35 protein-coding genes and 1 tRNA gene are annotated in these 25,657 nt (G+C 59.8%); 20 read left to right on the top strand and 16 right to left on the bottom strand.

The features are described 5' to 3' along the window. Positions 1 to 24: 24 nt before the first annotated feature. From KO538_RS00255 to KO538_RS00215, 9 genes are all read right to left on the bottom strand, one after another. The gene (locus KO538_RS00255; RefSeq protein ID WP_219327160.1) at positions 25 to 1,557 is read right to left on the bottom strand and encodes a phage portal protein; all 1,533 of its coding nucleotides are present in this window, start codon (positions 1,555 to 1,557) and stop codon (positions 25 to 27) included. Then, positions 1,557 to 1,790 carry a hypothetical protein gene (locus tag KO538_RS00250; RefSeq protein ID WP_257620094.1) on the bottom strand — a complete coding sequence of 78 codons (234 nt, stop codon included), beginning with the start codon at positions 1,788 to 1,790 and terminating at the stop codon, positions 1,557 to 1,559. Before KO538_RS00250 ends, KO538_RS00255 begins: the two co-directional genes overlap by 1 nt. A gap of 87 nt (positions 1,791 to 1,877) precedes the next feature. Further along, on the bottom strand, positions 1,878 to 2,162 hold the full coding sequence (locus KO538_RS00245; RefSeq protein ID WP_219327159.1) for a Mor transcription activator family protein: 285 nt from the start codon (positions 2,160 to 2,162) through the stop codon (positions 1,878 to 1,880). Next, positions 2,162 to 4,228 (bottom strand): phage terminase large subunit family protein, encoded by a 2,067-nt coding sequence (locus tag KO538_RS00240; RefSeq protein WP_257620092.1) that lies wholly within the window; start codon positions 4,226 to 4,228, stop codon positions 2,162 to 2,164. Before KO538_RS00240 ends, KO538_RS00245 begins: the two co-directional genes overlap by 1 nt. Continuing rightward, positions 4,225 to 4,734, bottom strand: a complete 510-nt coding sequence (locus KO538_RS00235) for a terminase small subunit (RefSeq protein WP_219327158.1) — start codon at positions 4,732 to 4,734, stop codon at positions 4,225 to 4,227. The genes KO538_RS00240 and KO538_RS00235 overlap by 4 nt, the downstream gene beginning before the upstream one ends. Positions 4,735 to 4,950: 216 nt before the next feature. Then, on the bottom strand, positions 4,951 to 5,703 hold the full coding sequence (locus tag KO538_RS00230) for a hypothetical protein (RefSeq protein WP_219327157.1): 753 nt from the start codon (positions 5,701 to 5,703) through the stop codon (positions 4,951 to 4,953). Beyond that, positions 5,700 to 6,428 carry a hypothetical protein gene (locus KO538_RS00225; RefSeq protein WP_219327156.1) on the bottom strand — a complete coding sequence of 243 codons (729 nt, stop codon included), beginning with the start codon at positions 6,426 to 6,428 and terminating at the stop codon, positions 5,700 to 5,702. Before KO538_RS00225 ends, KO538_RS00230 begins: the two co-directional genes overlap by 4 nt. Continuing rightward, positions 6,367 to 7,305 (bottom strand): YdaU family protein, encoded by a 939-nt coding sequence (locus KO538_RS00220; protein WP_219327155.1) that lies wholly within the window; start codon positions 7,303 to 7,305, stop codon positions 6,367 to 6,369. Before KO538_RS00220 ends, KO538_RS00225 begins: the two co-directional genes overlap by 62 nt. Positions 7,306 to 7,435: 130 nt before the next feature. Then, a complete protein-coding gene (locus KO538_RS00215; RefSeq protein WP_219327154.1) occupies positions 7,436 to 8,047 on the bottom strand; it encodes a hypothetical protein in 612 nt (203 codons plus the stop codon). A gap of 435 nt (positions 8,048 to 8,482) precedes the next feature. Between KO538_RS00215 and KO538_RS00210 the strand changes: the two genes are divergently transcribed. The 19 genes from KO538_RS00210 (at position 8,483) to KO538_RS00120 (ending at position 18,392) form a co-directional block, all read left to right on the top strand. Next, positions 8,483 to 9,199 carry a S24 family peptidase gene (locus KO538_RS00210; protein ID WP_257620091.1) on the top strand — a complete coding sequence of 239 codons (717 nt, stop codon included), beginning with the start codon at positions 8,483 to 8,485 and terminating at the stop codon, positions 9,197 to 9,199. Positions 9,200 to 9,219: 20 nt separating this feature from the next. Next, the gene (locus KO538_RS00205; protein ID WP_219327153.1) at positions 9,220 to 9,723 is read left to right on the top strand and encodes a hypothetical protein; all 504 of its coding nucleotides are present in this window, start codon (positions 9,220 to 9,222) and stop codon (positions 9,721 to 9,723) included. A 456-nt stretch (positions 9,724 to 10,179) separates the two neighbouring features. Then, on the top strand, positions 10,180 to 10,521 hold the full coding sequence (locus KO538_RS00200) for a hypothetical protein (RefSeq protein WP_219327152.1): 342 nt from the start codon (positions 10,180 to 10,182) through the stop codon (positions 10,519 to 10,521). Continuing rightward, positions 10,518 to 10,856 (top strand): hypothetical protein, encoded by a 339-nt coding sequence (locus tag KO538_RS00195; protein WP_219327151.1) that lies wholly within the window; start codon positions 10,518 to 10,520, stop codon positions 10,854 to 10,856. Before KO538_RS00200 ends, KO538_RS00195 begins: the two co-directional genes overlap by 4 nt. Further along, a complete protein-coding gene (locus KO538_RS00190; RefSeq protein ID WP_219327150.1) occupies positions 10,853 to 10,996 on the top strand; it encodes a hypothetical protein in 144 nt (47 codons plus the stop codon). Before KO538_RS00195 ends, KO538_RS00190 begins: the two co-directional genes overlap by 4 nt. A 112-nt stretch (positions 10,997 to 11,108) precedes the next feature. Further along, positions 11,109 to 11,297 carry a hypothetical protein gene (locus KO538_RS00185; RefSeq protein WP_219327149.1) on the top strand — a complete coding sequence of 63 codons (189 nt, stop codon included), beginning with the start codon at positions 11,109 to 11,111 and terminating at the stop codon, positions 11,295 to 11,297. 44 nt (positions 11,298 to 11,341) lie between these two features. Next, positions 11,342 to 11,908, top strand: coding sequence for a PRTRC system protein E (locus KO538_RS00180; RefSeq protein ID WP_219327148.1), 567 nt, complete (start codon positions 11,342 to 11,344; stop codon positions 11,906 to 11,908). A 14-nt stretch (positions 11,909 to 11,922) separates the two neighbouring features. Beyond that, complete coding sequence (locus KO538_RS00175) at positions 11,923 to 12,324, top strand: PRTRC system protein C (protein WP_257620089.1); 402 nt, start codon at positions 11,923 to 11,925, stop codon at positions 12,322 to 12,324. A gap of 2 nt (positions 12,325 to 12,326) precedes the next feature. Further along, positions 12,327 to 12,533 carry a hypothetical protein gene (locus KO538_RS00170; RefSeq protein ID WP_219327147.1) on the top strand — a complete coding sequence of 69 codons (207 nt, stop codon included), beginning with the start codon at positions 12,327 to 12,329 and terminating at the stop codon, positions 12,531 to 12,533. Continuing rightward, complete coding sequence (locus tag KO538_RS00165; RefSeq protein WP_219327146.1) at positions 12,530 to 13,582, top strand: PRTRC system protein F; 1,053 nt, start codon at positions 12,530 to 12,532, stop codon at positions 13,580 to 13,582. Before KO538_RS00170 ends, KO538_RS00165 begins: the two co-directional genes overlap by 4 nt. Continuing rightward, positions 13,579 to 14,328: a PRTRC system protein B gene (locus KO538_RS00160; RefSeq protein ID WP_219327145.1), complete on the top strand. Its 750-nt coding sequence runs from the start codon at positions 13,579 to 13,581 to the stop codon at positions 14,326 to 14,328. Before KO538_RS00165 ends, KO538_RS00160 begins: the two co-directional genes overlap by 4 nt. Before the next feature lie 18 nt (positions 14,329 to 14,346). Then, positions 14,347 to 15,138 (top strand): PRTRC system protein A, encoded by a 792-nt coding sequence (locus KO538_RS00155; protein WP_219327144.1) that lies wholly within the window; start codon positions 14,347 to 14,349, stop codon positions 15,136 to 15,138. Between the two features lie 11 nt (positions 15,139 to 15,149). Further along, complete coding sequence (locus KO538_RS00150; protein ID WP_219327143.1) at positions 15,150 to 15,938, top strand: PRTRC system ThiF family protein; 789 nt, start codon at positions 15,150 to 15,152, stop codon at positions 15,936 to 15,938. 26 nt (positions 15,939 to 15,964) lie between these two features. Then, positions 15,965 to 16,354 (top strand): hypothetical protein, encoded by a 390-nt coding sequence (locus tag KO538_RS00145; RefSeq protein WP_219327142.1) that lies wholly within the window; start codon positions 15,965 to 15,967, stop codon positions 16,352 to 16,354. Positions 16,355 to 16,365: 11 nt separating this feature from the next. Then, positions 16,366 to 17,052 carry a hypothetical protein gene (locus KO538_RS00140; RefSeq protein WP_257620088.1) on the top strand — a complete coding sequence of 229 codons (687 nt, stop codon included), beginning with the start codon at positions 16,366 to 16,368 and terminating at the stop codon, positions 17,050 to 17,052. Positions 17,053 to 17,062: 10 nt separating this feature from the next. After that, on the top strand, positions 17,063 to 17,311 hold the full coding sequence (locus KO538_RS00135) for a hypothetical protein (RefSeq protein WP_219327140.1): 249 nt from the start codon (positions 17,063 to 17,065) through the stop codon (positions 17,309 to 17,311). A 12-nt stretch (positions 17,312 to 17,323) separates the two neighbouring features. Then, on the top strand, positions 17,324 to 17,878 hold the full coding sequence (locus KO538_RS00130) for a hypothetical protein (RefSeq protein ID WP_219327139.1): 555 nt from the start codon (positions 17,324 to 17,326) through the stop codon (positions 17,876 to 17,878). Next, complete coding sequence (locus KO538_RS00125) at positions 17,875 to 18,132, top strand: hypothetical protein (RefSeq protein WP_219327138.1); 258 nt, start codon at positions 17,875 to 17,877, stop codon at positions 18,130 to 18,132. Before KO538_RS00130 ends, KO538_RS00125 begins: the two co-directional genes overlap by 4 nt. Then, complete coding sequence (locus KO538_RS00120) at positions 18,129 to 18,392, top strand: hypothetical protein (RefSeq protein ID WP_219327137.1); 264 nt, start codon at positions 18,129 to 18,131, stop codon at positions 18,390 to 18,392. Before KO538_RS00125 ends, KO538_RS00120 begins: the two co-directional genes overlap by 4 nt. Here the strand turns inward: KO538_RS00120 and KO538_RS00115 are convergent. The 4 genes from KO538_RS00115 to KO538_RS00100 all read right to left on the bottom strand — a co-directional run bounded on the left by KO538_RS00115 (position 18,387) and on the right by KO538_RS00100 (position 24,148). Beyond that, positions 18,387 to 19,352, bottom strand: a complete 966-nt coding sequence (locus KO538_RS00115) for a site-specific integrase (RefSeq protein ID WP_219327136.1) — start codon at positions 19,350 to 19,352, stop codon at positions 18,387 to 18,389. The two genes, KO538_RS00120 and KO538_RS00115, sit on opposite strands and share 6 nt — an antisense overlap. Before the next feature lie 155 nt (positions 19,353 to 19,507). Beyond that, positions 19,508 to 19,591: transfer RNA gene (locus tag KO538_RS00110), tRNA-Leu, on the bottom strand. A 102-nt stretch (positions 19,592 to 19,693) separates the two neighbouring features. Further along, positions 19,694 to 21,985 (bottom strand): TonB-dependent receptor, encoded by a 2,292-nt coding sequence (locus tag KO538_RS00105; protein WP_083292933.1) that lies wholly within the window; start codon positions 21,983 to 21,985, stop codon positions 19,694 to 19,696. Between the two features lie 438 nt (positions 21,986 to 22,423). Continuing rightward, positions 22,424 to 24,148 carry a methyl-accepting chemotaxis protein gene (locus KO538_RS00100; protein ID WP_219327135.1) on the bottom strand — a complete coding sequence of 575 codons (1,725 nt, stop codon included), beginning with the start codon at positions 24,146 to 24,148 and terminating at the stop codon, positions 22,424 to 22,426. Here KO538_RS00100 and KO538_RS00095 point away from each other — a divergent pair. Further along, complete coding sequence (locus tag KO538_RS00095; protein WP_219327134.1) at positions 24,147 to 24,362, top strand: hypothetical protein; 216 nt, start codon at positions 24,147 to 24,149, stop codon at positions 24,360 to 24,362. The two genes, KO538_RS00100 and KO538_RS00095, sit on opposite strands and share 2 nt — an antisense overlap. A 52-nt stretch (positions 24,363 to 24,414) precedes the next feature. On the opposite strand, the gene KO538_RS00090 is transcribed toward KO538_RS00095, so the two are convergent. Genes KO538_RS00090 through KO538_RS00080 form a run of 3 tightly spaced genes read right to left on the bottom strand, consistent with a single transcriptional unit; the run spans position 24,415 to position 25,568 of the window. After that, a complete protein-coding gene (locus tag KO538_RS00090) occupies positions 24,415 to 24,804 on the bottom strand; it encodes a DUF4440 domain-containing protein (RefSeq protein WP_219327133.1) in 390 nt (129 codons plus the stop codon). Then, the gene (locus KO538_RS00085; RefSeq protein WP_034755154.1) at positions 24,804 to 25,016 is read right to left on the bottom strand and encodes a hypothetical protein; all 213 of its coding nucleotides are present in this window, start codon (positions 25,014 to 25,016) and stop codon (positions 24,804 to 24,806) included. The genes KO538_RS00090 and KO538_RS00085 overlap by 1 nt, the downstream gene beginning before the upstream one ends. A 51-nt stretch (positions 25,017 to 25,067) precedes the next feature. After that, complete coding sequence (locus tag KO538_RS00080; protein WP_219327132.1) at positions 25,068 to 25,568, bottom strand: DUF2939 domain-containing protein; 501 nt, start codon at positions 25,566 to 25,568, stop codon at positions 25,068 to 25,070. Positions 25,569 to 25,657 lie beyond the last annotated feature (89 nt).

The following is a 25,657-nucleotide window of genomic DNA, read 5'->3' as shown; positions in this document are numbered from 1 at the left end:
GGAGAAATGAGACAGTTTGTATATTTATTCGACGTCGGCGTCAGGCGTTGCTGGCTGCGGGTTTTTCTGCTCATTGCCGTAGTCCGACTTGAAGACCAGGTTCTTTTCCTTTGCGGCCGCGCGATGCGCCGCACTTTGCTCGAGCACATCGCGCGGGTTGGCGCCGCGCTTGCGGATGACTTCCACTTCGCTGGCAAATCCGTCCTGCACCAGCGCATGCCAGGCCATCGCTTCCTTGAGCGGATCGATCCAGGGCATGGACTGTCCCACGAACAGCGCATCGTCCACGGTGGCCGGGTTGACATCTTTCGGAATACGCACCACACCCGACAAATGCGCGACGGCGACGAAATCGATCCAGGTGGGCTGCAGGTATTGCCCGACAAATTCGTCCGTCAGCACGGCGTAATTGATCCATTGCTCGACCAGTTCCTGGCGCTGGCCGGAATAGGTGCCGGTGTAATCGCGCGCGACGCTGGAATAGCTGGCCTGGATGCCGGCGGCGACGGCGCGCAGCTGGCCCTGGCGGAATGTGATCAAGTTTGGGTTCGGTCGGTTCGAGTCGATCATGCCGATCTCTTCGCCGGCCAGCAGACTGTCGATGATCATGCCGGGCGCCATGCCCAGCTCGCGCTGCGCGCCATCGGCAGCTGCACTTCCATCATTGGGATTGCCATAGAGGCTGGCGTCGCCTTTTTTGACGTAGGCGGTCAGCGAGGCGGCCACTTTGGCGGCGATGCGTTCGGACTCCTCGTAATCCTTGATGTCTTCCAGGCGCGTGATCACGCTGGCAAACACGGAAACGCCGCGCATCTGGCCGATGCGGTCGACCATGGCGATATGGTGCATGCGCGAGACGTCGATGCGTTTCATTTCGGTGGCATGCTTGCTCCAGATGCCGCCGTTCGGGAATTCTTTGTACGTGTAATAGCCGGTTGGCCGGCCCCAGGCGTTGCGCTCGATGCCCTGCTGGATATTTTTGCCGATGTCGTGGTAATCCATGGGGATCAGATCGGCCTCGATCAGTTCGAGCGAGTAAGGCACGCGCGTGCCATGGTCCAGTCCTGGCACGGGGCCGATCAGCCGCTGCGAAAAGCATTCGCCATCGCGCAACCAGGTGCTGGCAACAAGCCGCTGCGTTTTGCTGAAATGGTGGCGATGCGTGACTTCGGGGATAAGTTGCCAGTCGCGGTACGCTTCGCGCAGCGCTGCCGCATACTCTTCGTGGATGGTGCCATCCATTCGCCGCGGCTGTGGCTCGATGCCTATGCCGTTCGGTCCGATGACGTTGTTGACCAGCACGCCCAACGCGCCGCGCGCCAGGTCGTGGTTTTCGACCAGGTTGCGGGCCAGCGCGCGCAAAGTAGTGGCGCCGTGCTGTACCACCGCATTCGGCGACAGCGCATCCTTGGTCATTTTGCGCAGGCGCGATGGCTTGGCCGCCTCATACTGGCTCAGCACACGCCGCGCCTGCATGCGGCGCAAGCCTGTCGCCGGCGAAATATACGCAACGACACGATCAAAAAAATTAAATGGAATTTCGGTATGCTGGGCCATTAGTGTGGCCCCCGGAAGCTGGCCAGCGAGTAGCCCAAGCCGCCGATGGTCGGCGCCCTGTTGACGGTTGTCGCTTCCTGCTGCACGCGGCGCTCCCACTCTTTGCGGCCTGCGGTGATACTGGCGAGGTCCTCCATGCGAAGTTTGCGATCGCCGAGGGATACCTCTTTCCCTTCCAGTACCGCCGCTTCAGCGGCGAGGTACTTGGCGAGCATGTCGGTTGCAGTGGTCATTGGGACTCCTTCAGGTGAAGGGCCAACGGTAACGGCGCGGCTGTCTCATTTCTAGGGAGAAATGAGACTGTATTTCACTGCTGCGTATCAGCCACCTTTAACGATTTTGTAGAAGTGGCCGCGGCTGATGCCATATTCCTCCATCAATTCGCGGCGGTTGCACATGTTGTATTGGTCGCGGATCGCCTGCGCACGCTCGTCGGCGACATTGCCGGTTTTCTTGACGTAGACTTCCTGGCCGCCCCATTCGATGCGCAGCTTTGATTCAAGCGCGCGGCGTACTTCCGTCGTGATCACCTCGGCGCCGAGGACTGCACGCAGTTCATGCAGCATGTGCGCGACGATATCTTTTCTGTGGTAGTACGTTGTCATTATTTAAAACCCCTTTTAGACCAGTTGTCAGAAGCAAAGCGGCTAGCGCCTCGCTGTTGTGTGGGCGCCGCCGGTTTCGCCGGCGCCGTAATTTTTGGTGCTTCGACCGCACGCGCAGGCGCTGCCGGTTCGGAAATATTCAATGGCTCGGCGAAGAGGTCGGCCATCGTTGGCTGCACTTCTTCCTCCAGCTGGTCCCACCACTTTGCCGTTTTCTTCGCCAACTCGAAATGCGTTTCCAACCATACGGCGTAAACGGTGCAATCCCATGCCTCGACGCGCTTGCGTATCGCCGACCAGCGCGATTCCGTTCCGCCGGCGGTAATTCGCTCAGCACGGATCTCACCTGCCATTTGCTTGAAGAATTCATCGGGCAACTCCTTCGAAAAATGGATATAGCCGGGGCCTGGCCTGGTGATCTGCAGGCGGCCGTAAATCAGGTCTTTGGCCAGGTTGGTGCCAACCTGCCACAGCAGCGCGCCGTGCTTGCGGATGCGGCCGCGCCAATCGATATCGACCTTGGTGGCGCCGTCCTTGATGTGCTTTTCCTTGCCTGAACGGCCCTTGACGGCGAACACGCGGCGCGCGGCATTGGCGGCGCAAAATGCGTAGACCGCATGCGTGTTGTGGCCGCCGCTGTCGATTGCAGTGCCGTGGATCTTCAGTTCCTGGCCGCTGGCGTGCCGGAACTTGTTCTCGAACAGATATTCGGCGACGTCAGCCCAAACAGCATCCTCGTCCGGATTGCCGTAAAAAATGCGGTAGTCGATGATCCATTTCTGGCAGCCGCGGCCATAACCCCACACGGCAATCTCGATGCGGTTCGGCTGGGTGTCGGCGCCGGCCAGCAGGCGCACGCAGCCGTGCGGCACCGAACCCAGCTTGTAGGGCTCGGCGCGCTGTTTCAGCTGCTCGGAGTCGGTTTTTTCGACATCCAGTTCCCAGGTGCGGCCCAAGGTGGTGTTGGTGAAGGTTTTCAGCGACGTGATGTCGCCTTCCTGCGCCTTGTTGTGCGCATTGATAAATTCGCGCACCAGCGTGGCCCAGGTCACCAGTGGGCTGTATGCGGTCCAGACGTGGAAGGCGATGTGGCGCAGCGCACTGATCACGGCGCCGCTGGCGTTGCGGAACACGCCGGCGTGGTCGATCGTGATGCTGGCGTCTTCGTTTTGCCAGCGGCCGTTTGGTGCCGCCGCCAGGTACTGGCCCTGGTCGATCATCGAATCGCAATGCGGGCACATGTGGCGCACGCTGTCCGGATCGTTGTCCAGCCATTTGAAGCCGTGCGTTTCGTCTTTGCCACCCCATGTCAGCGCGTGGAATTCGCCGCAGTCGGGGCATGGGATGGCGAACTGGAAGCGCGCGTCGGCCAGGATGAAGCGCGCTTCGATCAGCGAAAAGCCTTTCAGGCCCGGGGTGGAGCCGGCGACCAGCTTAGGAAACGTGGCGCCCTCGACCCGCTTGGCCGCCAGGGTAATCGGATCGCCTTCCTTTTCGATGTCGCTGTCGAAGGCGTCGAGCTCATCGAGCAGCGCGTTGTCGACCGAGATGCGGCGGTAGCTGCGCGCCGCCTTGCCGCCACGCGTGTGCAGCAGGCAGCCCAGGAATTTCTTTTGCAGCAGGGTGTTGTCCTTGTTACGGGACATGTGAGACGGAAACGCTTTGCGCATGACTTTCACGTCGCGCAGCATCGTTTCCAGCTCTGTCTTGACGAATTCGTCGCTGTCACCGTCGGTCGGCTGCCACAGTGCCTGGTTGCGGCGCTTGTGCTCGATGAAATAGGCGATCGCCGCCAGCAGCATCTTGGTGTAGCCGACCCTGGCCGACTTCATGAAATCGACTTCGCGAATATCGTTATTGCTGATGCACGCCATGATGGCGCGTTGGAACGGCCACGCCTCCCAGGCCTGCTCGACGTAGGACGATTCTTTCGACAGGTAAAAGTGCTTGGCAGCCCATTCGTCCAGCGTCATTGGTTCGGGTACACCGAACGTGCCCAACCCGCGCGTCAGGCAGGCGGACAGTTCAGGCGAGCGCCAGTTGAGGACTTCGGCCAGATCGCTCATTCGCCCTGATCCTCTATCACCTGGTGCTCAGGGGCAGTACCGTCCTCCTCTTCGTCGTCGCGCAGGTTGGCCAGCGAGATGTTGGCCACGATGTTGCGCACCTTGGCGATCTCTTTTTCGATATTGCCGATCTCATCCGACGACAGCGACGGCACGCGCCGCTTGACCGCGCCTGGGATGGCGTCGAACAGGCCACCGATGCGCGCGCCAGCCTTCGACAGCACCTCTTCGATCAGCACCACTGGCGCCAGTTCGCCGCGCGTGACGCCGTTCTGCATCTCGATGCGCTCGCGCTGCACCTTGGCCAGCATGGCGCGCTCGGCTACCAGGTCCAGATCGCCGCCAGATGATCGCCCGGCTGCTGTTTCGCGCAGGTGTGAGCAGTAGGCGTGCAGCATCTGCTGGCCGGACATGCTCGAATCAAGCAGGCCGCGCCCGACAAGATTGCCCACCGCTTGCTGACTCACGCCCACCAGCGCGCCGAAGGCAGCTTGCGTCATTGGCATAGACAAATCAGACAACACAACCCCCTTGCAAATACCCTGTGACTAGCGAAAAAAGGGGGTTCGAATTACCCTTGCAAGGGGAGGTTGGGGAGTACCTTTGAGAAATATTTCCCAATTGAAATATTTCTATTGAGGCATTGTTGCTATAAGGTAACATGCGTTCTTGCTCGATTGTTTCCATTGGATGTGATTTCATAATAGCAACCTTTCCTTGTGTCAGCGTGCGGTCCGCCGCGCCTCGACGTAGGCGCGCGCAAACTGGCCGGCAAACTCTTTCTCAACGGTTTTCTCGACCACGTATTCGAAGTCGAAAATCTTGTGATAGCTGGCGTAGCGTACGAACACCATCACCGGCTTGAGCGATCCAGGGCCACCGCCCCGCATGCTTTGGTACACGCCCAGCGGCATGCGGTCGCCTGGCCGGCCGACGAAGTAGCGGAAGCCTGGCTTCTTCTTCGTGCCAATGGCCATTTTGGCGCGGCCCTGGGCCGTCATGTTCGCCTTGTAGCCGGCCTCTGGGAACGAGCGGAAATAGGCCAGGATTTGCACAATCTGGCCTCGGTTCATGTTGCCGTAGCTGTCAAGCTTAGCGCCTTTGCCGGGCACGATGCGGTAGCCAGGTGGCAGTGCACCCACCGACTGCATGGCGCGCTCGAAGCGCTTCATGGGCCGCGTACCGCCCTTGATCTGCGGCGCCAGGTAGGTGGCCGCCGGTGTCGCCTTGGCGGTGAAGTCCTTAAGCTTGACCTCGGCGCTAAGGTTGGACTTGGTGGCTGGCCGCACGAACAGGCTCGACAACGTATAGGGCGTCGGGCTGCGGAAAATGTCCCGCATTTCGTGCTTGAGATTGGCGCTGGCCAGCTGGGCCGTGCGCGTCAATGCCACGCGCGTGGCGAACTGCACCTGCTTTGTCCCGGCATCGGCAAACGCCGTCAACTGGCGGATGGCTGGGGCCACGTTGATGGTCATGCGCGCATCCCCAGTTCGCGCTCAGCGCATTCGATGACGAAAATGCTGAACTCCATGCCCGCCTTCTTTCGTTCCATGATGCGCCGGGCCCAGCGCCTGCCGTCGCCTTGGCCGGCATCGCCCAGGGCCTTGATCTTGAACGCGCCGATCAGTTGCTGTGCCTTCCGGCTCGACATCATCGTCTTGCCGGGCGCGGGCAGGGCGACCGGATCCTGCGCCGGGACAGGCTCGATCACGTCACGCTCCAGCTCGGCGGCCAACGCTGCTTCCCAGCGCGGTCGCAGCACGGCATAGGTGCTGTGCGCGCAATCGAAGGCACCCAGCTTGCGCCAGGCCCAGAACACGGCAGGCGACGACCACACGTTCGGCTCGCCGCGGGCGCGCAGCGCGCCTTGCTCCAGGGCTTCGTGGAACGCCACCGACGGGTCGATGGGCGGACGGCACAGCGCCAGAAATTCCGGCAGCGTCGGAGGCCAGGCTCGGGTATCCAACCGCTCGACGCCGCGCGTCAGCTCGGCCGTGGTCAGCACGAACAGCTTTTGCGCCCAGTGGCGCTTGATGCCGACGGGATCGATGCCTTTCCACTGGTCTGCGAATTTCACGCCATAGCTGAACGCCATCTTGTTGAACAGCGCCTTGACCCACTTTTCCGGGATCGCCTTTTCAGGCCATGCAAGCGCCTGCTCTTCCAGGGGTGATGTCGATAATGTTGTTTGGTCGTTCATTTTTTTGTAGTCCGCTTCCTATCAATCCATCGAGGGTGTCCTGCCGTGCCTGATCCCGTACTGTCGCGGTGCTGCCGGGTGCTGCCCGTGCTGGAGGAAGGGCGCCGGCCACCTGCATGACCTTGGCTTCCCCTGCCCAACGCTTCAGGATGCTCACCACGTAACCGATGCCGATGCCGCCGTTCGGTTTGGACTTTTTCGCCTCGGCGCATGCCGAGAGCGCCGTATCGACACTGATGCCTTGCTCGACCAATGCCAGCAGCCGGGGATCTGCTGGCTGCGTTTGCACGCCTGCCTTGCGAAACGCAATGCTCAGCTCGACCGCCGTTGCCGCGCCCGCGCGGTCTATGCTCAGTGTTGGCTGTGCTGGGGGTTGGTTCTGGTTTTGGTTTTGGTTTTGGTTTTGGTTTTGGTTGGCACCATCGCGCACTGTTCCCGCACTGTTCGTGCACTGTTCGGGAACAGTGCTTGTACTTTGAGCATGCTGCTGTTGCACAAAATCCAGCGTGCTTTGCCCGCCTGCCGCGAGTTCAGCGGCCAGTCGCGCTGCCTCGTCACGCTTTTTCTTCGCTGCCTTGCCACCAGCACTGCTGGCCTCCAAGCCTTCGTAGTACGCTTGGATCTGCGCCTCAGCATCAGCATCCACCCAGCCGGCATCGGTCAGGACGAAAAAGTCTTCCAGCACATTTTGCGCAGCGGCGATTTCTTCGGGCGTGCTGACGCGCAGCAGGCGGAACAGCCTGCCGGTGTCGGCCAGCAGTGGTGCTTCCTTGTCGAAATATAGGTCGCGCATGTCGCGGTAGATGCCGCGCTCCAGGCGAGACAAATGCAGCGTGCGCGTATTGAAATCGCCGATGTGATGCGGGTAGTAATTCATGAGTGACGATTGCCCTGGTCCTTGAAAACCATTAATTTCAGTCTCTTTTCCACAGTCAATTTCCCAATAGCAACAAATAGGGCGAAAAAGAGCCGGCCATCAAAATCAGGCCGGCCCATGTAAAACGGCTTTATCGCTGCCGCGCCGGGTGGAACACCTTGTCGATAACCGCTCTGGTGCGGCTCACCGCGCGCTTGGCCCCTTCGAGCAGGCGCACCACGCGCGCTTTCTTTTCGTGGGCACGCGCGGTGCGGCGCAGAGCCAGGTCCAGGTTGGCATGCGTCGGCTGGGCGATTGCGGTGGCAACGGCTGCCAGCGCATCGGCGTCGGCGCTGGCCATCTCGCACACGTCGGCCAGGCCGAGGCCGATTTCGTCGGCAGTTTCCAGGGATCGCACGCACAGGCCGAAGCGATGCAGCATCTCGTTCAGGCAATCCATGCGCTCGGCAGGCGGCAGGCCGGCCAGCACTGACAGCACGAAATTGGCCGGCAGCAGGTTGTTTTCCTTCGATTCGTCATCTAGCCAGCGCAGCACGCGGTCGCCGTTGTTTTTGGTGCGCTGGTATTCGTCCGGATGTGGCTCGAATCGAATGCCAGTGGCGGCTGGGCCGCCGACCTCGTCGTGCGCCTGGACGATCATGCTGATCGCGCTGTAGCTCGACAGGCCGACGTCTTTTCGCCATGCGCTGACGTGTTCGCGCAGGATGCCGATCAGGGTTTTTTTGTGCGAATCGTTCCGCATGCTATTTCTCTCCGGAATGGGTATTCTTAAAACATGAACAAAACGACAAAGATGAACAGCGCCGCATTTCAACCGCCCGAAGCAGGCGCCGGGGCACCAGCGACCACGAACCCTGCCTGCTCTGGCGCCGTGCTCGGGATGGTAGTGGTGGGTGGCTGGCTGCTGGAGTGGCTGGCAGAGGGCGGCGAGCACCGATCTTGATGCAGGGTAAGCAGGCGCATGCCAATTGCCAGCGATGGGCGCAATCCACGCCGGCCGCCCGCAAAGGCATTGATCGTCGATTGGCTGCATGACGCGAGGTCTGCAAGCTGCTGTTGCGTCAGGCCTGTCGCAAGTAAATCTTGAGTGATTTTCTGTGGATCCATGCCCAATTATTACATACGTATTTTGCTTTAACAATACCTATGTATTTAAACATTTTATTACAATCGTAATATGAAGACACTGGCAGAACGACTTATTTGGGCACGTGAGCAAAAGAGCTTACGAGATGGCAACGATTTCACTCAGGCCGACTTGGCCATCAGGGCAGGCGTGTCACAAGGGGCAATCGGGCATCTGGAGTCCGGCAGGACAAGCACGTCGAGAAGCATCACTAGCATCGCGAAGGCGCTCGAGGTTGATCCTGCTTGGCTGGCGGAAGGTAAAGGTGATCCGTTTCCGGTCGCGTGGGGCGCGGTTTCGCCGAGCATTGATCCTATCAGCGTCGTAATCGCAGAGGATGAAGATCCAGATTTCTACCAGATTCCAAAGGTTCAACTACAGCTCTCAGCTGGCATTACGGGTTTCCAAACCCTTCCTGAGATACACGATGGCGCGAAAGTAAGTGTGGCGAAGAACTGGGTAGAAAGAAACAGATACCGGCCGAGTTCTTTAATCGCGCTAACGGTAAAAGGTGAGTCTATGGAACCGAACCTTTATCCAGGCGATCTTGTAATCGTAAATACAGCACAAGTTGAAATGGTTGACGGTGCTGTTTTTGCCGTCAACTATGAGGGCGAAGCTGTCATTAAACGACTTTCACGAGATTCGGGGCAGTGGTGGCTAAGCTCGGACAATCCCGATCAACGAAGATATCACCGGAAAAGCTGTCGGGGTGGTGAATGTATTATGATCGGCAGGGTTGTTCGCCGTGAAACGGACCGAATTTAGGATATCAATATCAATCCACTATGCCAAAAATAAGAAGTTCAATTTTGATCCCCCTTGTAGCGGCAATCGCAGGCCTCTCCATCTTTTGGATAAAATACGAAGAATGGATCAAAATTCCGCGGGCGAGAGAGCCTGTGCGCGCACTGATGAAGGACCCTGATAGCACACAGTTCAAGGCGGAATATCTTGAGGGTGACGGATGGCTGTGTGGGGAATTAAATGCAAAAAACGAATATGGTGCGTATGTTGGTTTCAAGCGGTTTATGTCAAATGCAAAAGGCGGAAAAATTTATATCGATGGCATGGGCGCCTTAGGCAATCAACATGATGCGGAAAGTACCGGGGAAATGATAGCGCGATTGGATAAGGAAATTAAACTTCTTAAACAATCGAATGAATCAAGGCTTAACGGAGGTCCCATCATAAAATACTCCCAGCAAGAACGCGATACGATAGTCGCACAATGGATATTCAATAATAAATGGGCTGAAAACTGTCCATCATCGACTTCATTACATGGGTAATGGGGCTGATTTTGATATCTGAAATTTTTGGTCATGCCATAATTAAAATTAACCGAATCCCCTTTGTACTCATACTTGCAACTGAAAATTACACCTATCCGCACAGAGCGCTGCAGATGCTGAGATTTGTAGAAACTGTGTTACCCCCACTCCCGATAATTATACTGTCCCCGCGAGTCGGCGGCTATTCTAAAGCCTATTCAACATTTAACATTGACAAAATATTGCAAAAAATCAATGTTGATAAAATAGAATGGAAAGCTCTGCCACTTCCCAAATGCTGCCGGCCTGCTGACCTACCGTTCTAGCCGAGCACTCAAAAAAACCTGTAGCTGTCCTCGTTGTACGTCAAAAAAATGACGCTTGAAAAAATTAACTACATTTGTATTGATTGACTTAAATACGTATGTAATAATCACTCCATCGACGCACCAACCTCAACCGATGGAGAGCCACATGGCACCGCATACAGCATCCGAAGCAGCGCCCGAGAAAACCCACGTCAGCATCCCGTTTCTCACGTGTGCGGTGTACCGCTCTGAACTTGAGGCGAATGTCGAACAGCAACAGCCCGAAGACCAGGCCGCCCTGAAAAAGATCGCCACCGATCTGTACCATGAATTGCTCGCGGCCCGCGCCATCATTAGCGAAATGACGAACAACATGACCGCCCCGCAAAAGCGCGTCGCCAGCACCAACCTGTACGAAGCCGGTTTCATGGGCGCCAGCGGCGGCATGACGCGCGTCGCCGAACGCCACAAGGTTCTGGCAGCAGCCGAAGCGGCAGGCATCAAATGAAAACCGCCATCTCTCATGTGGCCAGCGCCGCGACCAGCACGACGAGCCTGGCGGCGCGCGTGCGCCGCATCGCCCTGGTGCTGACCGACCGCGCGCAGCGCAATGCGGTGGGCGCCACCTACAGCCTGGCCAACGAGCGCGGTGAAAAAATCGCGCTGGTGTCGATCGCCCAGCAAGGCTTGGGCTCGACACGCCGCACCGCGATGCGCATGGCGTTATCAGGCGAGCTGGTGGGCGCGCTGCGCGCTGCCAGCACCGACTACGAAACAAGCGGCGCCGTTTCGCCCGACACCATGAACCGCATGCGCCAGCTGCTGGGTGAGGTGGACGCATGATGCGCGCCTTCACCGTCACCGTGCAACGGGGCACCTGGCCTCTCGTCACGTATTCGGCGCTGGGCACCGACAGCGCCACCGTGATCATGGCCGCCATCGACCGCTTCGGCCCTTGCGTCATTACCGCGAAACCTCGCTGAAAGCCCGGCATGCGCACCATTTTCAACCTGTTCAGTTTTTACCGCCGCCGCGGCGCCGGCATCTACGCCGCGGCGCGTCGCGCCTTGCACGTCTATCGAAACGGATTCTGACATGACCAAGATCGAACCCGACCGCGCCGCATTGGAAATCGCCTACGGCCAGCTGCACACCACCAGGCCGCTCGACGAGCTGCTCAAGGTGCCAAATCTCCGCGCCACGTTGTACGCGGTGGCGCGCCGGCACATGAAGCGCCGCGACCGGTTCGATCCGAAAAAAATGCAGGCGAACGATAACGATTAATTTCGAGCAACACCAACCGCAGCACCAACCATAGAAAGCACGCCATGTTTACAACATTGCACGCGCTCACCCAAAGCGCGACGCTGATGATCGTCGTGACCGCCGAGGGCGACGACCTGCGCGTCAGCATCACCCCGACCCAGGCCGGCGACAAGACCAAAGCCCACAAGTTGCAGCCGCTGTCGCTGGTGGCCAGCCCGGCCGAGCTGGACGATGGCTTTGCCGCGGCCATTCAATCCTGGCAGGCGCCGAAGCTGTCGCTGCAGCAGCAGGTCGAGGCCGCGAACGCCGCCGGCGCCGACCCCGTCGCACCACCAGCCAGCAGCAAATCTGCGGCGAAAGAGGTGGGCAAACGCCCAGGCCCGGGCCGGCCGAAAAAGAACGACAGCCCAGCACCAGGCGGCGAAGGCGCAGCCGGCGCCGGCGCTGATAACGCCAGCCAACAGGAAAACACGCCACCTGCCGGCAGCGACGCTGGTGCTGCTGCGGCGACCAGCACGCCACCAGTTGGCGGCGCCGAGGCCGAAGAACCCGAAGAAATCATGCCGGCACCTGCCGGCAACCCCGCCATCACCGCCGCCGTCGACACGGTAACCCTCGACCTGTTCTAAGAAAGCTATCTGCCATGGCAATGCAAATCGAAAAACTGATCCGCGAATTCCGCTACAACAGCGTGGTGCTACCCGACCCGAACAGCACGTTCACGCTGGAGCAGGTGCGCGACTTCTATGCGACCGTGTACCCGGAAATTATCAGCGCCGAAATCGAGGGCCCGGAACAGCGCGGCGCCAATTTGGTCTATACCTTCCGCCGTGCCGTAGGCACCAAGGGCTGTGAACTGACCAGCATGATCCGCGACGTGGGCGCGCTGCTGCACGCCAACTGGCTCGACAGCGAAGACGCCGAATTCATCAAGGAACTGCAGGGCGCCCTGAGCCGCAACGAAGTCACATACATCGACCACGATGCGCGCGAGCGCCTGCAGGCCTTGCACGACAAACACTGCGCCGTCGCGGCCGCCGCCTGATCATGATGACCCGCAAAATCGCAATCGAGCGCCTTCGAACGGTCGGCACCCTGAGGGCCGACGGCGTCGCGGCCAACACGGTCAGCTTGGCCGACGCCACGGCACCACTGAGCCGCGCCATTTCCCAAGTGATCCACCACCAGCGCCGTCAGTCCACAAGCGCCCAGCGCGTGCTGGCGCCGGCATGTGCACAGATGGTGCTTCCATGAACGCACTTGCCACCCTGGCGCTGCCGGCGTTGAACCCATCGATACCGGCAGCCATGACACTGCGGCAAGAGAACTACATCGTTAAGCCTCTGGCCATCGCGTTGCTGGAAGCGAACCTGATAACCGATGCCATGCTCCAGCCGCGCCCAAATATGCCCCTGGTCGAAGTGTTCAACTTTCCCGACGAGCGCGCCCTGATTATCAGCAGCCTGAGCAAATGGTGGAACTCCATCCAGTATCAAGCCAAGCATTTCAATTGGCAGCTGCACGTCCAGGCGCTGGATGACCTGACGGGTACCCATAGCCATCAGGACGGTACCGTCTGGTTTTGCCTGGAGCGCACCACCAACACGGATATCCCGCGCTGGACACTGGCCGCCCGGATCATGAAGCTTGAAAACACGCTGCCAGGCTTTGGACAGACCGTGCTGGCCTTGTTGCTCGACGCAGTCCAGCACCTGCCGAATGCGCTTGATCTCTGGTTTGCCGACAGCCTCGCTCAATCGTTTGCATGGGGCGATTCGGCGAACGACGCCGAGTTGCTTGAGAACACCCGCATCGACATGGGCTATGCAACGGTGCAAGAGGTCTTGGATGACGGCCACGTCATTACACGTGAAGAATTCTATCGGGATATGCCGATGTGGGCGGTCAACCCGAAAAGAGTATGCACGCGTGACGAGATCGCCGCAGCAGCAAAAAGTGCATTCGACCGCGATGTAATCGGTGCATGCGATGCCATTTCACGGTTGGCGTGCGACCCCGCTTTCAATATGCACTCTCACCAGGTGGGCGCGCACCAGGCCGGCTGCGATTCCATCGACGGATGCTTCGTGCTGCTGTGGAAGGAAGGCGATCCCGTCTCGCGCCTTATTGACAACCACCTTAATGACCTTGGCAACTGCGGGGAATACAACGAGTTTATTGACGTTACACCGATCAAACCCAGCGCAATGGCGATCCGGGAGTACCAGGCGCGCACGGCAAGCATCATGCGCTTGGCCGAGGTGACAGAGAATCTGCTGGACCTGGTGGGGGAACCGTTTTGAAGACCGTCGATATCATTTCCGCCAAAGACGCGACACTACACCTGTCGAAAGCCATCCTGTTGTATGAATCGAGAGCAGGTTATGGCCACCACGTGTATGCCAGCACGCACAGCATCGACATTGATGCGAGCCATCCACACCGCCGCGTCATTGGCGCCGGTACTCCCCTGAAACATGCCGACCTGGTGGACTTCGCGGCCGCCGTCAATATCAAAACGGCACATACGGGTTTTGTGCCAGACAGCTTGCTGTACACCTCACCTACGTTGATGGCCTGGTGGGTACCGGCAGCGGTGCGCGGGACCTGGTTCAAAACAGAGTATCCGCAGATTGGCGTCGCACATGGCCAGGCAGCACACCCGGCACTGGTGTTTATCGCTACCCGTAGCAGCTGGTATGTGTTCGCCTTGCGGACCTCGGCACGGCCGACGACCGAGACCATGCTGGACCATGCACCGCATTTCAATGTCAATGACCAAGGGCTGATCTGCACTGGCAACGTTCAGTTGCCGGATTCACTCAGCACCGCAGCCATGGCGGACTACGAAACAGCCTTCTTTCGCAGCCATTTCACGCATTCCAACCGCCGATCAACGCGGGCCGTACGCCGCAAAGGAGGGCTGACCGGCCTGTGGGCAGACCAACTGGCGGCGCCAGATCCTGAATCCATGCGGCGCGCCCTGATGTCAACGAAACAAACGCTACGCACTGCTATCGAACGCATCGCCAACAACCACCAAATCTAGTTAATTAAAAGGAAATTTATGAACGGCCAAGAAATCACCATGAAATTTGACGAGTTGCTGGACATCACGAAGCAATCGTTTGCCACCTTTCTCGCGCACACCGAGCAGGCGATCCGCGAAGAACGTCCGTTGCTGCTGGCCGTCGACGAGGAAGCTGCTGAACCAGATGCACTTGCTTTGGACCTCACGTATGTGCGTGCCGTTCCAGTGGCAGTGGTTCCGACGCATAGTGAATTCCTTCCGCTGCAGCAGAATGGCCACCGTTTCCTGATGGCACGGGACGGCATGTACCTGGAGGTGCGCCGTCCTTGGCTGCACGTGATCCACCAGCTGGCCGCGCAATCGGCGGTGCGCATGCCTTACGGTGCAATCGAGCCCAAAGTGGAGTTTGGCTTTGGCAAGATCGGCAGCGCGCTCGAGGAGCTGCGGGCGTTCGGCGAGATCGCGCGCCTCAAGTCGCCGATCGAGAGCGCGGCGAGCCTGATCTGGAACGACGAGACAGGGGAGTGGGCCGTGCGCTACCCGCTGCCGATTGGCGAGCCGACCACTGACCATATCCAGTTTCAGCAGGTGCTGCTGGCCGAGCGCGAGCACCTGGCGATCGACCTGCACAGCCACGGCTTGTCGCCGGCCTTCTTCAGCGACACCGACAACCAGGACGACGCCGGCGCTGTGAAAATCTCGGGCGTCTTCGGCAACCTGGACCAGCTGGTACCGACGGTGGCGTTCCGGCTGTGTCTGCTGGGGCTGTTTATTCCGATAACCGTCCCCGCCGCCAAGATTTTCGAAGCCGCATCTGCCACCGCTTAGGAGCCATCGACATGCCACATATCACCCCGGCCCGCTTCCTGGATCGCGTTGTCACCATCGCGCTGATTGGCTGTGGCGGCAACGGTTCGCAGATGCTCACCGGCCTGGCCCGCCTGAACCATGCACTGTGCGCGCTGGGCCACCCCGGCCTGCACGTGTGTGCCTTCGATCCGGACACGGTCAGCGAGGCCAACATGGGTCGCCAGCTGTTCGGCGCCTTCGACGTCGGTTCGAGCAAGGCGCACGTGCTGGTCAACCGCATCAATGCCTTCTTCGGGCTTGACTGGCAGGCGCATTTCGGCCGCTGGGATGCCGCGAAGATTCAGCCTGACATGCTGATCTGCTGCGTCGATAGCGCCAAGTCGCGCCATGAAACCATGCGCAGCTACGGCGAAACCCGTGCCGCCTACATCATGGACATGGGCAACAGGGCGGCCGATGGCCAGGTGCTGTTCGGCGAGCCTGATGGATACGACGCGCGCGTGGTGGTGCCGCCTGGCAGCGCGCGCCTGCCAGACCCGTACCGCGTGCTGCCCGAACTAGTTGACATCACGGCCATCGAGGACGACTCGCCCAGCTGCGGCCTGGCCCAGGCGCTCGAGCGCCAGGAATTATTCATCAACCAGGCTGTTGTCACGCCGGCGCTGTCGATACTTTGGGAATTTTTCAGACACGGCCGCCTGACCTGGCACGGCGCCTTCGTAAACCTGCGCACTGGAAGCATGCGGCCGTTGCTGGTGAAGGAGTCGGCGCCCGTAACGGCTGAGGCGGAACAACGGCGCGTGCGGGTGATGGCATGAGTAGGCACACCCCTGGGCTACTTTTCATGGCCGATACCTTCCAGGAGGAGGGCGGGCGTCCCGAGATTGTCATTCGAGGAATTGGCGGGCGCGCCGCCGTAGCGGTTGCCATGGACTTCGGCAATGCACCCGGAATGCAAGAAGCCAATGCGCAGCGCCTTACCACCTGCTGGAATGCATGCCTTGGGCTACCGCAAGAAACCCTCGCTGGCGGATGGACGGCGGCCGGCATGAGCACCTACGCAAAAGGCCTGGAAGAAAAGCTGCGCATGGCGCGTGGACTATTGCTGGCCGTCAAGGTTATGAGCGACAAGGACGAAATTGCCGACCATGACGAAGGCATGCCGTGCACATCAACCGAATTCGATGAACTGATCGAGGGGATACGCAATTTCTTATGGGAAGGTGCAACGTGAAAGAGCGCCAAATGTTATTCAACGCGCCGATGGTGCGCGCACTGCTCGCCGGCACTAAGGCCCAGACACGCCGGATCATCAAGCCGCAGCCACAAATGGTCACCGACAAGCGTATCGAGCCGTGGCGAGGCGATCCAGCCGTGCTCCTTTCTCTGCTGGCTGACTCGGGCCGCAAATGTCCGTACGGCCAGCCAGGTGATCGCATCTGGGGCCGCGAAACATTTTTCGCCTACGGCCGCTGGGTGACGCGCTACAGCGAGAAGAAGGGCAGCGACGAATGGCACTTCATCGACATGACGGCCGAATGCGACCGCACGCACCAGTACGATGCCGATTCCCCTGACGTGCCGCTGGCCGCTGGCCGCGGCGGCGCGCTGCCAGGCTGGTACAAGCGCCCCTCTATCTTCATGCCTCGCGCGGCGAGCCGCATCCTGCTGGAGATCGTATCGGTACGCGTCGAGCGTCTGAATGACTGCAGCGATGCCGATGCACGCGCCGAGGGCGTGGCACCTGACCAGGTGCGGCAAATTTCGGTATTCGGCGCGAACGACGTTGAGCGAGCAGCAATTTACCGGCGCGCCGCCATCGCGCCATACGAACGGCTATGGGAATCCATCAACGGCGCCGGCAGCTGGGCTGCTAACCCGTGGGTATGGGTGATCGAATTCAAGCGGGTGCCACTGCACCACCAAAAGTAAAGGATTGGCCATGAACACCGACAACACCAAAATCAAAATTTTTCAGGTCGATGACTGGGCATACGTCGCTGCCGAATCCGAACAAGTGGCGTGCGACTTTATCGCTACCGATTATGCACGATCAGATGATCCGGAGGACTGGGAATGCAACGAGATGACGCGTGGCATGCATGCTGATCTTGAGGCACTGCTCGCGGCACACATCGGAAGCGACGGCACATTCCCCGGCTTGATCGGCATTGACGCACATTATCAATAAGGACATCCAATTGTGAACACCTACCAAGAATTCTGCCGCCTGCGCGATCTCCATATTCCAGGAGTGAACGCCCCAAAACACACCGAGGCGGACGCCTTTTACATGGCCGCCGCCCAGCTGGCCGTGCCCGACGGCTACAAAGTGGCACCGCTTGAGCCGACGCCTGAAATTATCGCCGCTGCCGCAGTTGCCGCCCGGCCGACTGCCAGCCCGGCCGACATCACGCTGGCGCGCCTGGCGGCGCCGATCGTCCTGATGCAGATGGATATGGCGCCGGGCACGACGGTCGAAGCGGTCGCCGGCATGCTGGCCACGATGGCGCCTGCATATCGTGCAATGCTGGCGGCCGCGCCGGCGCAGGTGCAAGAGCCTGCAATCTGGCACGTCGCCAGCGAAGGTGCGCAGGGCGATGCCAAAGATTTGACGGATGAGCGCATTTATGACATCGCCGCATCATGCGAATTAGGAATAGGGCGCAACGACCACGAAACTTTCCAGCGCTTTGAGTTTGCCCGTGCCATCCTTGACGCTATCGAGATCGCTAACAGTAACCTGGCGAAATCATGAGCCGCTTTCCTGACTACTTCGCGCCCAGGCCTGCGCCGAAGCCAATCAGTGCCGCGCGCTGGGTACCGCTGGCAAAAAAGCACGGTATGTCGATCGACTTTGCATGCAAATGCGTTGGCATCATCGGAATTACTGAATTCTGGGGCGACCCATGTTTTGAGCCAGATGTCGCCGCGTGCGTGGTCAAGGTAGCGGAAATGATCAATTCAAGCAGTCACGGGACCCAATTGAAAGAATCTGGAGAGCAATTATGACAGCCACTGAAACCGACGTCCTGGCCAAGCTGGCCGAGGCCATCGAAAAAATGCAACGACCCGTTTTGCCGCTGTCCGTGGATCTGTGGGATACCAACTGCCTGGCCACCTATTTTAAGCGTTCAGCGGCCCGGGTGCGCAGCGACATAGTTTGCCTGCCGACTTTCCCGCGGCCTATCCGGCTGCCGGTGGAGGGGCGCTCGCAGGCGTTGTACAAAGCGCGCGAGGTGATCGCATGGACGGAAAAGCACACTTCATAGTTTTGCCGCGATATCGTCGGCAGTTGCGTTGTAATACGTCTGCAGCTGCCGGATATCGCGGTGTCCGACCATGCGCGCCAGATCCAGCACACCCAGCTTGCCGGCCAGGCGCGTGATGGCTTCGTGCCTGGTATCGTGGAAAGTAAGGCCTTCGACGCCAGAACGCTTACGGGCCTTTCGGAAAAGAGCATCGAGGGAGGCGGAAGAAATATCAAAACCGTCCGGCACCATCGCCCATATCTCCTGCGCGCGCGGCGATAGCGCCACATCCCGTGCAAAACCATTCTTCGTCATTTTCAGCCTGGCCACGCGGCCCGATACATCCGCCTTGCCCAGGCCACATATTTCTCCAGCACGCATAGCCGTTTCAATGGCGAACAGGAAGGCGAGGGCAATGCGATGCTGTTTCGTCGTCGGCACTATGTCGGGGGCCTTTCGATCCCAACCCAGGGCCAGGCAGATGGCCGTGATTTCATCCTCGCTTATCAGCCTGTCCCTGGGTGGCTTGGCCTTCGGCCGTGCAACGTCGGTAGTGGGACTTTTCGATAGCCACTTCCATTCCTTGCGCGCTACCGAGAACACATGCGACAGCAGGTTCATTTCACGATTTACCGTTGCCCCGGATACGGTCCTGAGCCGCTCATCACGCCAGGCGGCAACGTGGGTCTCATCGACCTCAGAGATTTTCACGGCTCCAAGGGATGTTGCGCCCATAGCGGCCAGGCGGTTGACCTCAAAGCGTTTGCCGGCCTTAAGCCTGGAAACCTCGCGCTCGTAACGATCAAACGCATCCTTGCACGTCTCTTCGACAACTTTGGCCTTGCCGTTGGCAAGCTGCACGCGCTGGTCCGCCTCCCAAGCGAGCGCCGCCGCCTTGGTTTCGAAGGTGCCGGACACCCGAATACCCTTGACCATGAGGCGATGTCGCCAAATTTTTCCATCCTTGACCGGAGCTGCCATTTTGGTAAATCCATTGGTAAATTTTGGTAAATGGTAGCAGCATTTCGGTGTCCTATGCCGCATTTTGCGTTTTCTACAGACGAAAAAAAACCCGCTTTCCCCTATGGAAATAGAGAAAAGCGGGTTTTGTACTACTATGCGTTTTTTGTTCTGAGTGCCCGGAGCCGGAATCGAACCGGCACGCCCTTACAGGCGGGAGATTTTAAGTCTCCAGTGTCTACCAGTTTCACCATCCGGGCAGCGCGGCGAGATTCTAGCACAGGTGATGTGCATCACGCCATCTTGTGCCTGAGCCGCGCTGTCCGGTTTGCGCCGGACAGCGCGGTTTTATCTAGCGGCCGTCAGAACGTCGCCTTGAACTGCACCCCATACGTCCTCGGTTCGTTGACGATGCCCGTCAGGTTGTCGAAATCGATCGCGCCCAGCGACTGGACTTGGTTGGTGATGTTGCGGCCATATGCGGAGACTTCGTATTTGTCCCATTTGTAGCCGACGCGCAAGCCGCCTTCGAGCAGTTCCTTGGCCTTGTATTCCTTCGCTTCATACAGGAAGAAGTTGTAGCTGGTGCGGTAGGCCCAGTCCGTGTAGGCGTAGAACTCGCCATTGGCGAGGGGAATGCTGTACTTCAGGGTGAAGTTGGTTTGCCATTCCGGCGCGCGCGGCAGCGGATTGCCGTCGATGTAGGCCGTACCCTTGAACGGGCCCAGCGGGTCGGTCACGGTGCAGCCGCTGGCCGGGTTGTTTTGCGCGTTGCCGCAGCTTTGCACGAACAGTTTCTTGTCCTGGATTTCCGTGTGGTTGTAGCTGCCTCCCAGGGTCATGCTGAGCGAATCGCTGAGGTTGGCCTGGAAATCGAGTTCCACGCCACGGCCCGTGGCCTTGTCGGCGTTGATCAGCTGGTTCATGTTGACAGCGCCGCTGCCGGCCGTCAATTGTTTGTCCTTGACCCGGTACTGGAACACGGCCAGGCTCAGGCGCGCGCGTTTGTCGAACAGATCCTGCTTGATGCCCGCCTCGACGGACAAGGCTTTCTCGGCGCCCGCAAACGAAGGGCGGTCGGCCAGGCCGTTCAGGCGTCCCTGCATCGACGGCGCGCGGTAGCCGGTGGCGATGCGCGCGTAGGCATTCGTTTCCGGCGTGAGCACATAGGTGCCGCTCAAGTCCCAGCTAACGTTGTGCGACGTGTCGTTGAGGTTGAAGGGGCCGGCCGTGGTCGCTTCCACGCGCTTGGCCGAGAAATCCTTCTTGTCGGTCGTGTAGCGCAGGCCGGCGCGCAGTTTCAGGGCGTCCGAGACCGTGTAGTTGAGCGAGCCGAAGGCCGCGTACGACTTCGAGCTCTGGTTTTGCGTCGCGTAGTTCGGGCTTTGCGGATTGCCGGGCGCCAGGCTGTTGAAGCCGATGCTGTCGATCTGGATATCTTCCTTGAAGTAGAACAGGCCGCCTATCCATTGCAGCGGGCCGCGGGCAGACGACTCGGCGCGGAATTCCTGCGAAATCTGCTTGTGGTTGGGGATGACGTCGGCCGTTTCCACGACGAAGGGGATGAAGCCGGGGCCCATCGGCGGCGCGTACACGGCGCCATAGCCGCCGTCGACGTCGGCGCGGCTGAAGAAATCGAGTTTTTCGTAGCCGGTGATCGAATGCAGGGTGACGCCCGGCAAGTCCCATTTCAGGCGCATGCTGCCGCCCTTGGTTTTCAGGTGCTGGCGGTTGATGCCGTCGGTCGGGTAGTTATCGTAATCAAAGCCGTCGACCAGGTCATTCGTGCCCTGTTTCAGGATATTCGCGCGGAACAAGGTGGCCGTGCCATCGAGGTTGCGCGCATGCACGTTGAACAGGGCGCTGAAGTCGCGCGTGGGCTTGACCAGCACCTGCAGACGGGCGGCGCTGTCTTCATAGCCTTCGAAGTCGCGCGTGCCGGTGGGGCGCGGGTTGTGCACGCGGTCGTCGCGGCGTTGCGTCTGGCCGGAAAAGCGCAGGGCGACGGTGTCGCTGACGGGCACGTTGAAGGCGCCTTCCAGGTTCTTCATGCCATCCTTGCCGAAGCCGCCGCTCAGGTAGCCTTCCGTCTTGAAGACGGGCTTGGCGGAATCGAACTTGATCACGCCGGCCGGCGAGTTGCGGCCGAACAGGGTGCCTTGCGGGCCGCGCAGCACCTCGACCTGGTCGACGTCGAAGACGGGAAAGCCTTTCAGCATGGCGTTTTCCTGTACCACGTCATCCATCACCAGGCCCACCGGTTGCGAGGCGTTCAGGTCGAAGTCGGTATTGCCCAGGCCGCGAATGTAGAAGCGGGGGAAGGTGCGGCCGTAATCCGATTCGACGGAGACGCTGGGCGAGCGGCTGTTGAGGAAGCGGATGTCGGCGCCGCCGGCCGTCAGGGTGTCGAGCTTGTCGCCCTTCAGGGTGGCGATCGACATCGGTACGTCCTTGATGTTTTCCGCGCGCCGCTGTGCCGTCACGATCACCGTTTCCAGCTGGCCAGGACCGGCCTGTGCCGCCGGAGCGGCAGGCGCGTCGGCGGCCGGCGCCGGGACGTTGTCCTGTGCCTGCGCCATCGCCTGCAAGGGGAAGGCGGCAGCGATTGCCAGGGCAATCAGGGTGTGGCGTACTGTGCTGGCATGCGGTGTCATCATGAAACGGCTCCTGTCGGTCGAGGTTGTTGGGGGCATGCAAGCTGGCGCTGGCCAGCTGAACGAAAAATCATGCTAGCACGGAAAGTTTTGGTATTCATGCCATTTTCCAGCGACGGCTATTCATATCCGTTTCGACTGAATACGCGAATAAAATCGTATTTGTCGTCAATATCTGGTGGGTGCATAGTGGAGTGCCGGCAGGCTTGTGCGAGCGCAACAGCTGCCTGGCATGGTGGTGGAGTTTCCTGCGGGAGCGCAAACAGAGCGATGGTTTTTGCGGCGCTGACCGTGCCCGGGCACGGGAAATACAACAGCTGCCGCGGATTTTTTTGGAACGGGGCTTGTTGTTGCTGCGCGACAGGGAGGCGCCGCCTGCGACTATCTCCCTGTGCGTGTGACGTGGGGCATGCGTGACCGCATGCCCGGTCTGGTCAATTAAAACTCTTCCCAGTCGCCGGCCGTCACGGCTTCCGCTTGTACGGAACGGTGTTTTGCCGGTGCGGCCTGGCGCTTGACGGGGCTGCTGGCAGGCGCCGGTACCAGGCGCAGCGGCTTGCGGCTGGCGCGCGCAGGTGCTGGCGCGGGTGCCGCCACATGGCTGTCGTGCGTCTTGAAGATGCTCACGGTTTGTACCAGATGGCTGGCTTGGTCGCGCAGCGATTCGGCCGCCGCCGCCGCCTCTTCCACCAGGGCCGCGTTTTGCTGCGTGACGCTATCCATCTGGGCGACAGCCTGGTTGATCTGCTCGATGCCGGTGGACTGTTCCTGGCTGGCCACCGTGATTTCCGCGATGATGTTGCTGACGCGGGCGACGCTGGCGACCACCTCGGACATCGTCGTGCCCGCTTGCGCTGCCAGCCTGGAGCCCGCATCGACGCGGCTCACGGAATCATCGATCAGCGCCTTGATTTCCTTGGCCGCGCTGGCGCTGCGCTGCGCCAGGCCGCGCACCTCAGTGGCCACGACGGCGAAGCCGCGGCCCTGTTCGCCGGCACGCGCCGCTTCCACTGCCGCATTCAGGGCCAGGATATTGGTCTGGAAGGCGATGCCGTCGATGACGCTGATGATGTCGACAATCTTGCGCGACGACTCGCTGATCAGGTCCATGGTGCCCATCACTTGGCCCACCACGGCGCCACCCTTGCTGGCGACGTCCGATGCGGTCGTGGCCAGCACATTGGCTTCGCGGGCATTTTCCGCATTCTTGCGTACGGTGCTCGTGAGTTCTTCCATCGAGGAAGCGGTTTCTTCCAGTGAACTGGCTTGCTGTTCCGTGCGCAGCGACAGGTCGCTATTGCCGGTGGAGATTTCCTCGGCGGCCAATGAGACCGTGTCGGAATCCTGGCGCACGGAGGATACGACCGTGGTCAGCGACTCCTGCATGCGCTGTAGCGCCGACAGCACGCTGACGCTATCGGTCGGTGCAACACTGAGTTTGCCTGTCAGATCGCCAGCGGCAAGCAGGCTGACGGCGTCGCACAGCTGTTTCGGTTCTGCGCCCAGCGCCTTGAGCAAGCTACGCGTGATGAGCCAGCCAGCCAGGCCCGCCAGCACGATGGACAGCAAGCTGGCGCCGATGAGGATATTCCTGTTGAGAATGTAGTGCTCCTTGTCTTCCTGCAGGATGACGGCGGAGTGCCTGTCCGTCAGGGCGAAATATTCATTGCTGGCGGCGACGAGGGCGGCCAGCAGGGGACGGCATTCCTCGTTCATCTTGACGATGGCTTGTTCGGTTTTCTTTTGCAGCGCCAGGTCGACGATGCCCAGCGCCACGGGAGCATAGCGTTTTTCGATGCTGTCGATCTTGCTGATGATGGCGCGCACCTCGTCCGATACTTCCGGCCGCTGTGCCAGTTGCAGCAGCAGCTGCATGTTCTTGACGACATCGGCATGCGCCTGCAAGACCTGCTTGCGTTCGATTTCCAGGTCTTCCGGCTTGGTGACGAGCACCAGGTTCCTGGCCGCCACGGCGCGCATGTCGATCGCGTCACGCACGCGGTGCGCCGTATTGGCGCGGGCCGTGATGCCGTTGACATACTGGTCAAAGCCGGCGTTGAAGGTGGAGAAACTCCGCACGGACAGGATCGAGATGCCGATGAGGAAAAAGACCAGCAGGCCGAAAGCCAGAGTGAGCTGGGTGCGTACGGTGAATTTATCCATGATGTCTCTCCCAAAATACGTGGTAACGATTAGAAAGGGGGCTTGCGTGGGACGGGTGGCAGGCGCTTGCCTGCCAGCGGGTCATGCCTTACGCAGTGCTTTTCTATCCAGAACACGGATTCGTGGTGCGAGGATCGAATTAATTCAAAAAACCGATTTAGATAATTTATTTGTTTTATTTATTAAATTCATTGTTGCACAAAAAATTCATTAAATCAATCAGATTTTGCGTGTCAAAAAACAACTTTTCGACATGGGATACTTGTTCAGACAGGTATCGGCGTACCTTGGTGAAAGGTCATCTGCCAGCGGCCATCGCGCCACTTCCACAGCGAACTGCGCAAGCTGGCGCCGGAGGGCAGGGCGCCGCTGGCGTGGCGCTGCGAGCGGTAGGTCACGAAGGCAACGTCGTCGGCCAGCAAGCGGGCCTGAAAATCGCTGATGCTGCGCGGGCAAAAGTCCTCCGCCGGCAAGTCCGCCAGGGTCGCCGCGCGCGTCCACAGCGTGCCCGAGCTGCCGAATTCGATGAACTCGTCGGCCAGCAATGCCGCCAGCCTGGCGCTGTCGGCGCGCACGGCCTGGCTTTGCAGCGCCGCTTCCAGCGCCTGCAGATGTGCCGCCAGATCCGCGGCGTCCGGCCCCTCCGGCCCCGTCATCAGATGGGAAACGCGCCGGCGCCCGATACATTCAGGCAGGCGACCTTGTCGCTGGAAAAGTATTTGATCTGTCCCAAGCCGATGGCGTAGCAGCCATCGCTGAGCGGGGAAATGGGGCCGGTGAGTTTTTCACCGTTGATCAAGGTCACCACCCAGGGCGTGGTGGCCGGTTTGCCTGCGTGGGTCAGGGCGTGTTGTACCAGGTCTGACATGCTGCCTCCAAAGAAATGTGGTTGGGCAGATGATAGCAGTGCGCGGCCGTTTTAAGCGTCGGCCAGCAGATTCTTGGGCAGCGCCACCGACGTGAGTTTCCAGCTCCACAGGCCATCGCGCTTCAGGGTCAATTCGCCGATATGGCTTTTGCTGTGGGCGCGCTGCACCACGACGCTGTTCCAGGAGGTGTAGCGCAGTTTGTAGTCGGGCTTGGTGTTGCGCTTGCGGCCGCTGATGTCGCTGACCTTGGCGAGTGGCTTTTCGTAGCGGTCATTGAGCTTCATCAAGGCGACGATGCCTTCGGGCATCAGCATGGTGTCGAGCAAGGGATCGATCACGTCGGGTCTGATATCGTCGGCCACTTCCGGCGCCGAGAACAGGGCATGCAGTTGCTGCCCGAGGCTGCCGCGCAGCTGTGGCAGGTCGATCTGTGCAGCCAGGGCCTGGCTATCCTCGTCCATGGTGGCCGCGCGGATCTTGTCCATGGTGAAATACGGGCTGCCATAGAAGACGCCGGCCAGCGCGACCAGTACCGCTACAGCGAGAAGCATCAATCTTTTCATCTGCGATCTCTCGGATCCCTGGCGACCCGATGCGCCTGAAGTGTTGGCATTCTACATAATATTTCCCAAAATCAATA

Source organism: Janthinobacterium sp. NKUCC08_JDC (assembly GCF_019345575.1).
In the GTDB taxonomy this organism is placed as follows: domain Bacteria; phylum Pseudomonadota; class Gammaproteobacteria; order Burkholderiales; family Burkholderiaceae_D; genus Janthinobacterium; species Janthinobacterium aestuarii.
The sequence above is the reverse complement of the archived record's forward strand: the minus strand, read 5'-3'. Positions and strand labels throughout refer to the sequence as shown.

Coding starts and splice junctions, on each gene's coding strand:
- KO538_RS00190 (WP_219327150.1), top strand. CDS start 10,853: ATGATGCGCGCCTTCACCGTCACCGTGCAACGGGGCACCTGGCCTCTC.
- KO538_RS00090 (WP_219327133.1), bottom strand. CDS start 24,804: ATGACGGGGCCGGAGGGGCCGGACGCCGCGGATCTGGCGGCACATCTG.
- KO538_RS00170 (WP_219327147.1), top strand. CDS start 12,327: ATGATGACCCGCAAAATCGCAATCGAGCGCCTTCGAACGGTCGGCACC.
- KO538_RS00080 (WP_219327132.1), bottom strand. CDS start 25,568: ATGCTTCTCGCTGTAGCGGTACTGGTCGCGCTGGCCGGCGTCTTCTAT.
- KO538_RS00215 (WP_219327154.1), bottom strand. CDS start 8,047: ATGCGGAACGATTCGCACAAAAAAACCCTGATCGGCATCCTGCGCGAA.
- KO538_RS00120 (WP_219327137.1), top strand. CDS start 18,129: ATGACAGCCACTGAAACCGACGTCCTGGCCAAGCTGGCCGAGGCCATC.
- KO538_RS00085 (WP_034755154.1), bottom strand. CDS start 25,016: ATGTCAGACCTGGTACAACACGCCCTGACCCACGCAGGCAAACCGGCC.
- KO538_RS00230 (WP_219327157.1), bottom strand. CDS start 5,703: ATGACCATCAACGTGGCCCCAGCCATCCGCCAGTTGACGGCGTTTGCC.
- KO538_RS00180 (WP_219327148.1), top strand. CDS start 11,342: ATGTTTACAACATTGCACGCGCTCACCCAAAGCGCGACGCTGATGATC.
- KO538_RS00145 (WP_219327142.1), top strand. CDS start 15,965: ATGGCCGATACCTTCCAGGAGGAGGGCGGGCGTCCCGAGATTGTCATT.
- KO538_RS00175 (WP_257620089.1), top strand. CDS start 11,923: ATGGCAATGCAAATCGAAAAACTGATCCGCGAATTCCGCTACAACAGC.
- KO538_RS00245 (WP_219327159.1), bottom strand. CDS start 2,162: ATGACAACGTACTACCACAGAAAAGATATCGTCGCGCACATGCTGCAT.
- KO538_RS00195 (WP_219327151.1), top strand. CDS start 10,518: ATGAAAACCGCCATCTCTCATGTGGCCAGCGCCGCGACCAGCACGACG.
- KO538_RS00100 (WP_219327135.1), bottom strand. CDS start 24,148: ATGGATAAATTCACCGTACGCACCCAGCTCACTCTGGCTTTCGGCCTG.
- KO538_RS00150 (WP_219327143.1), top strand. CDS start 15,150: ATGCCACATATCACCCCGGCCCGCTTCCTGGATCGCGTTGTCACCATC.
- KO538_RS00200 (WP_219327152.1), top strand. CDS start 10,180: ATGGCACCGCATACAGCATCCGAAGCAGCGCCCGAGAAAACCCACGTC.
- KO538_RS00140 (WP_257620088.1), top strand. CDS start 16,366: ATGTTATTCAACGCGCCGATGGTGCGCGCACTGCTCGCCGGCACTAAG.
- KO538_RS00205 (WP_219327153.1), top strand. CDS start 9,220: ATGCCAAAAATAAGAAGTTCAATTTTGATCCCCCTTGTAGCGGCAATC.
- KO538_RS00235 (WP_219327158.1), bottom strand. CDS start 4,734: ATGCCAATGACGCAAGCTGCCTTCGGCGCGCTGGTGGGCGTGAGTCAG.
- KO538_RS00185 (WP_219327149.1), top strand. CDS start 11,109: ATGACCAAGATCGAACCCGACCGCGCCGCATTGGAAATCGCCTACGGC.
- KO538_RS00225 (WP_219327156.1), bottom strand. CDS start 6,428: ATGAACGACCAAACAACATTATCGACATCACCCCTGGAAGAGCAGGCG.
- KO538_RS00115 (WP_219327136.1), bottom strand. CDS start 19,352: ATGGCAGCTCCGGTCAAGGATGGAAAAATTTGGCGACATCGCCTCATG.
- KO538_RS00165 (WP_219327146.1), top strand. CDS start 12,530: ATGAACGCACTTGCCACCCTGGCGCTGCCGGCGTTGAACCCATCGATA.
- KO538_RS00155 (WP_219327144.1), top strand. CDS start 14,347: ATGAACGGCCAAGAAATCACCATGAAATTTGACGAGTTGCTGGACATC.
- KO538_RS00135 (WP_219327140.1), top strand. CDS start 17,063: ATGAACACCGACAACACCAAAATCAAAATTTTTCAGGTCGATGACTGG.
- KO538_RS00105 (WP_083292933.1), bottom strand. CDS start 21,985: ATGACACCGCATGCCAGCACAGTACGCCACACCCTGATTGCCCTGGCA.
- KO538_RS00255 (WP_219327160.1), bottom strand. CDS start 1,557: ATGGCCCAGCATACCGAAATTCCATTTAATTTTTTTGATCGTGTCGTT.
- KO538_RS00125 (WP_219327138.1), top strand. CDS start 17,875: ATGAGCCGCTTTCCTGACTACTTCGCGCCCAGGCCTGCGCCGAAGCCA.
- KO538_RS00095 (WP_219327134.1), top strand. CDS start 24,147: ATGATGTCTCTCCCAAAATACGTGGTAACGATTAGAAAGGGGGCTTGC.
- KO538_RS00240 (WP_257620092.1), bottom strand. CDS start 4,228: ATGAGCGATCTGGCCGAAGTCCTCAACTGGCGCTCGCCTGAACTGTCC.
- KO538_RS00250 (WP_257620094.1), bottom strand. CDS start 1,790: ATGACCACTGCAACCGACATGCTCGCCAAGTACCTCGCCGCTGAAGCG.
- KO538_RS00220 (WP_219327155.1), bottom strand. CDS start 7,305: ATGAATTACTACCCGCATCACATCGGCGATTTCAATACGCGCACGCTG.
- KO538_RS00210 (WP_257620091.1), top strand. CDS start 8,483: ATGAAGACACTGGCAGAACGACTTATTTGGGCACGTGAGCAAAAGAGC.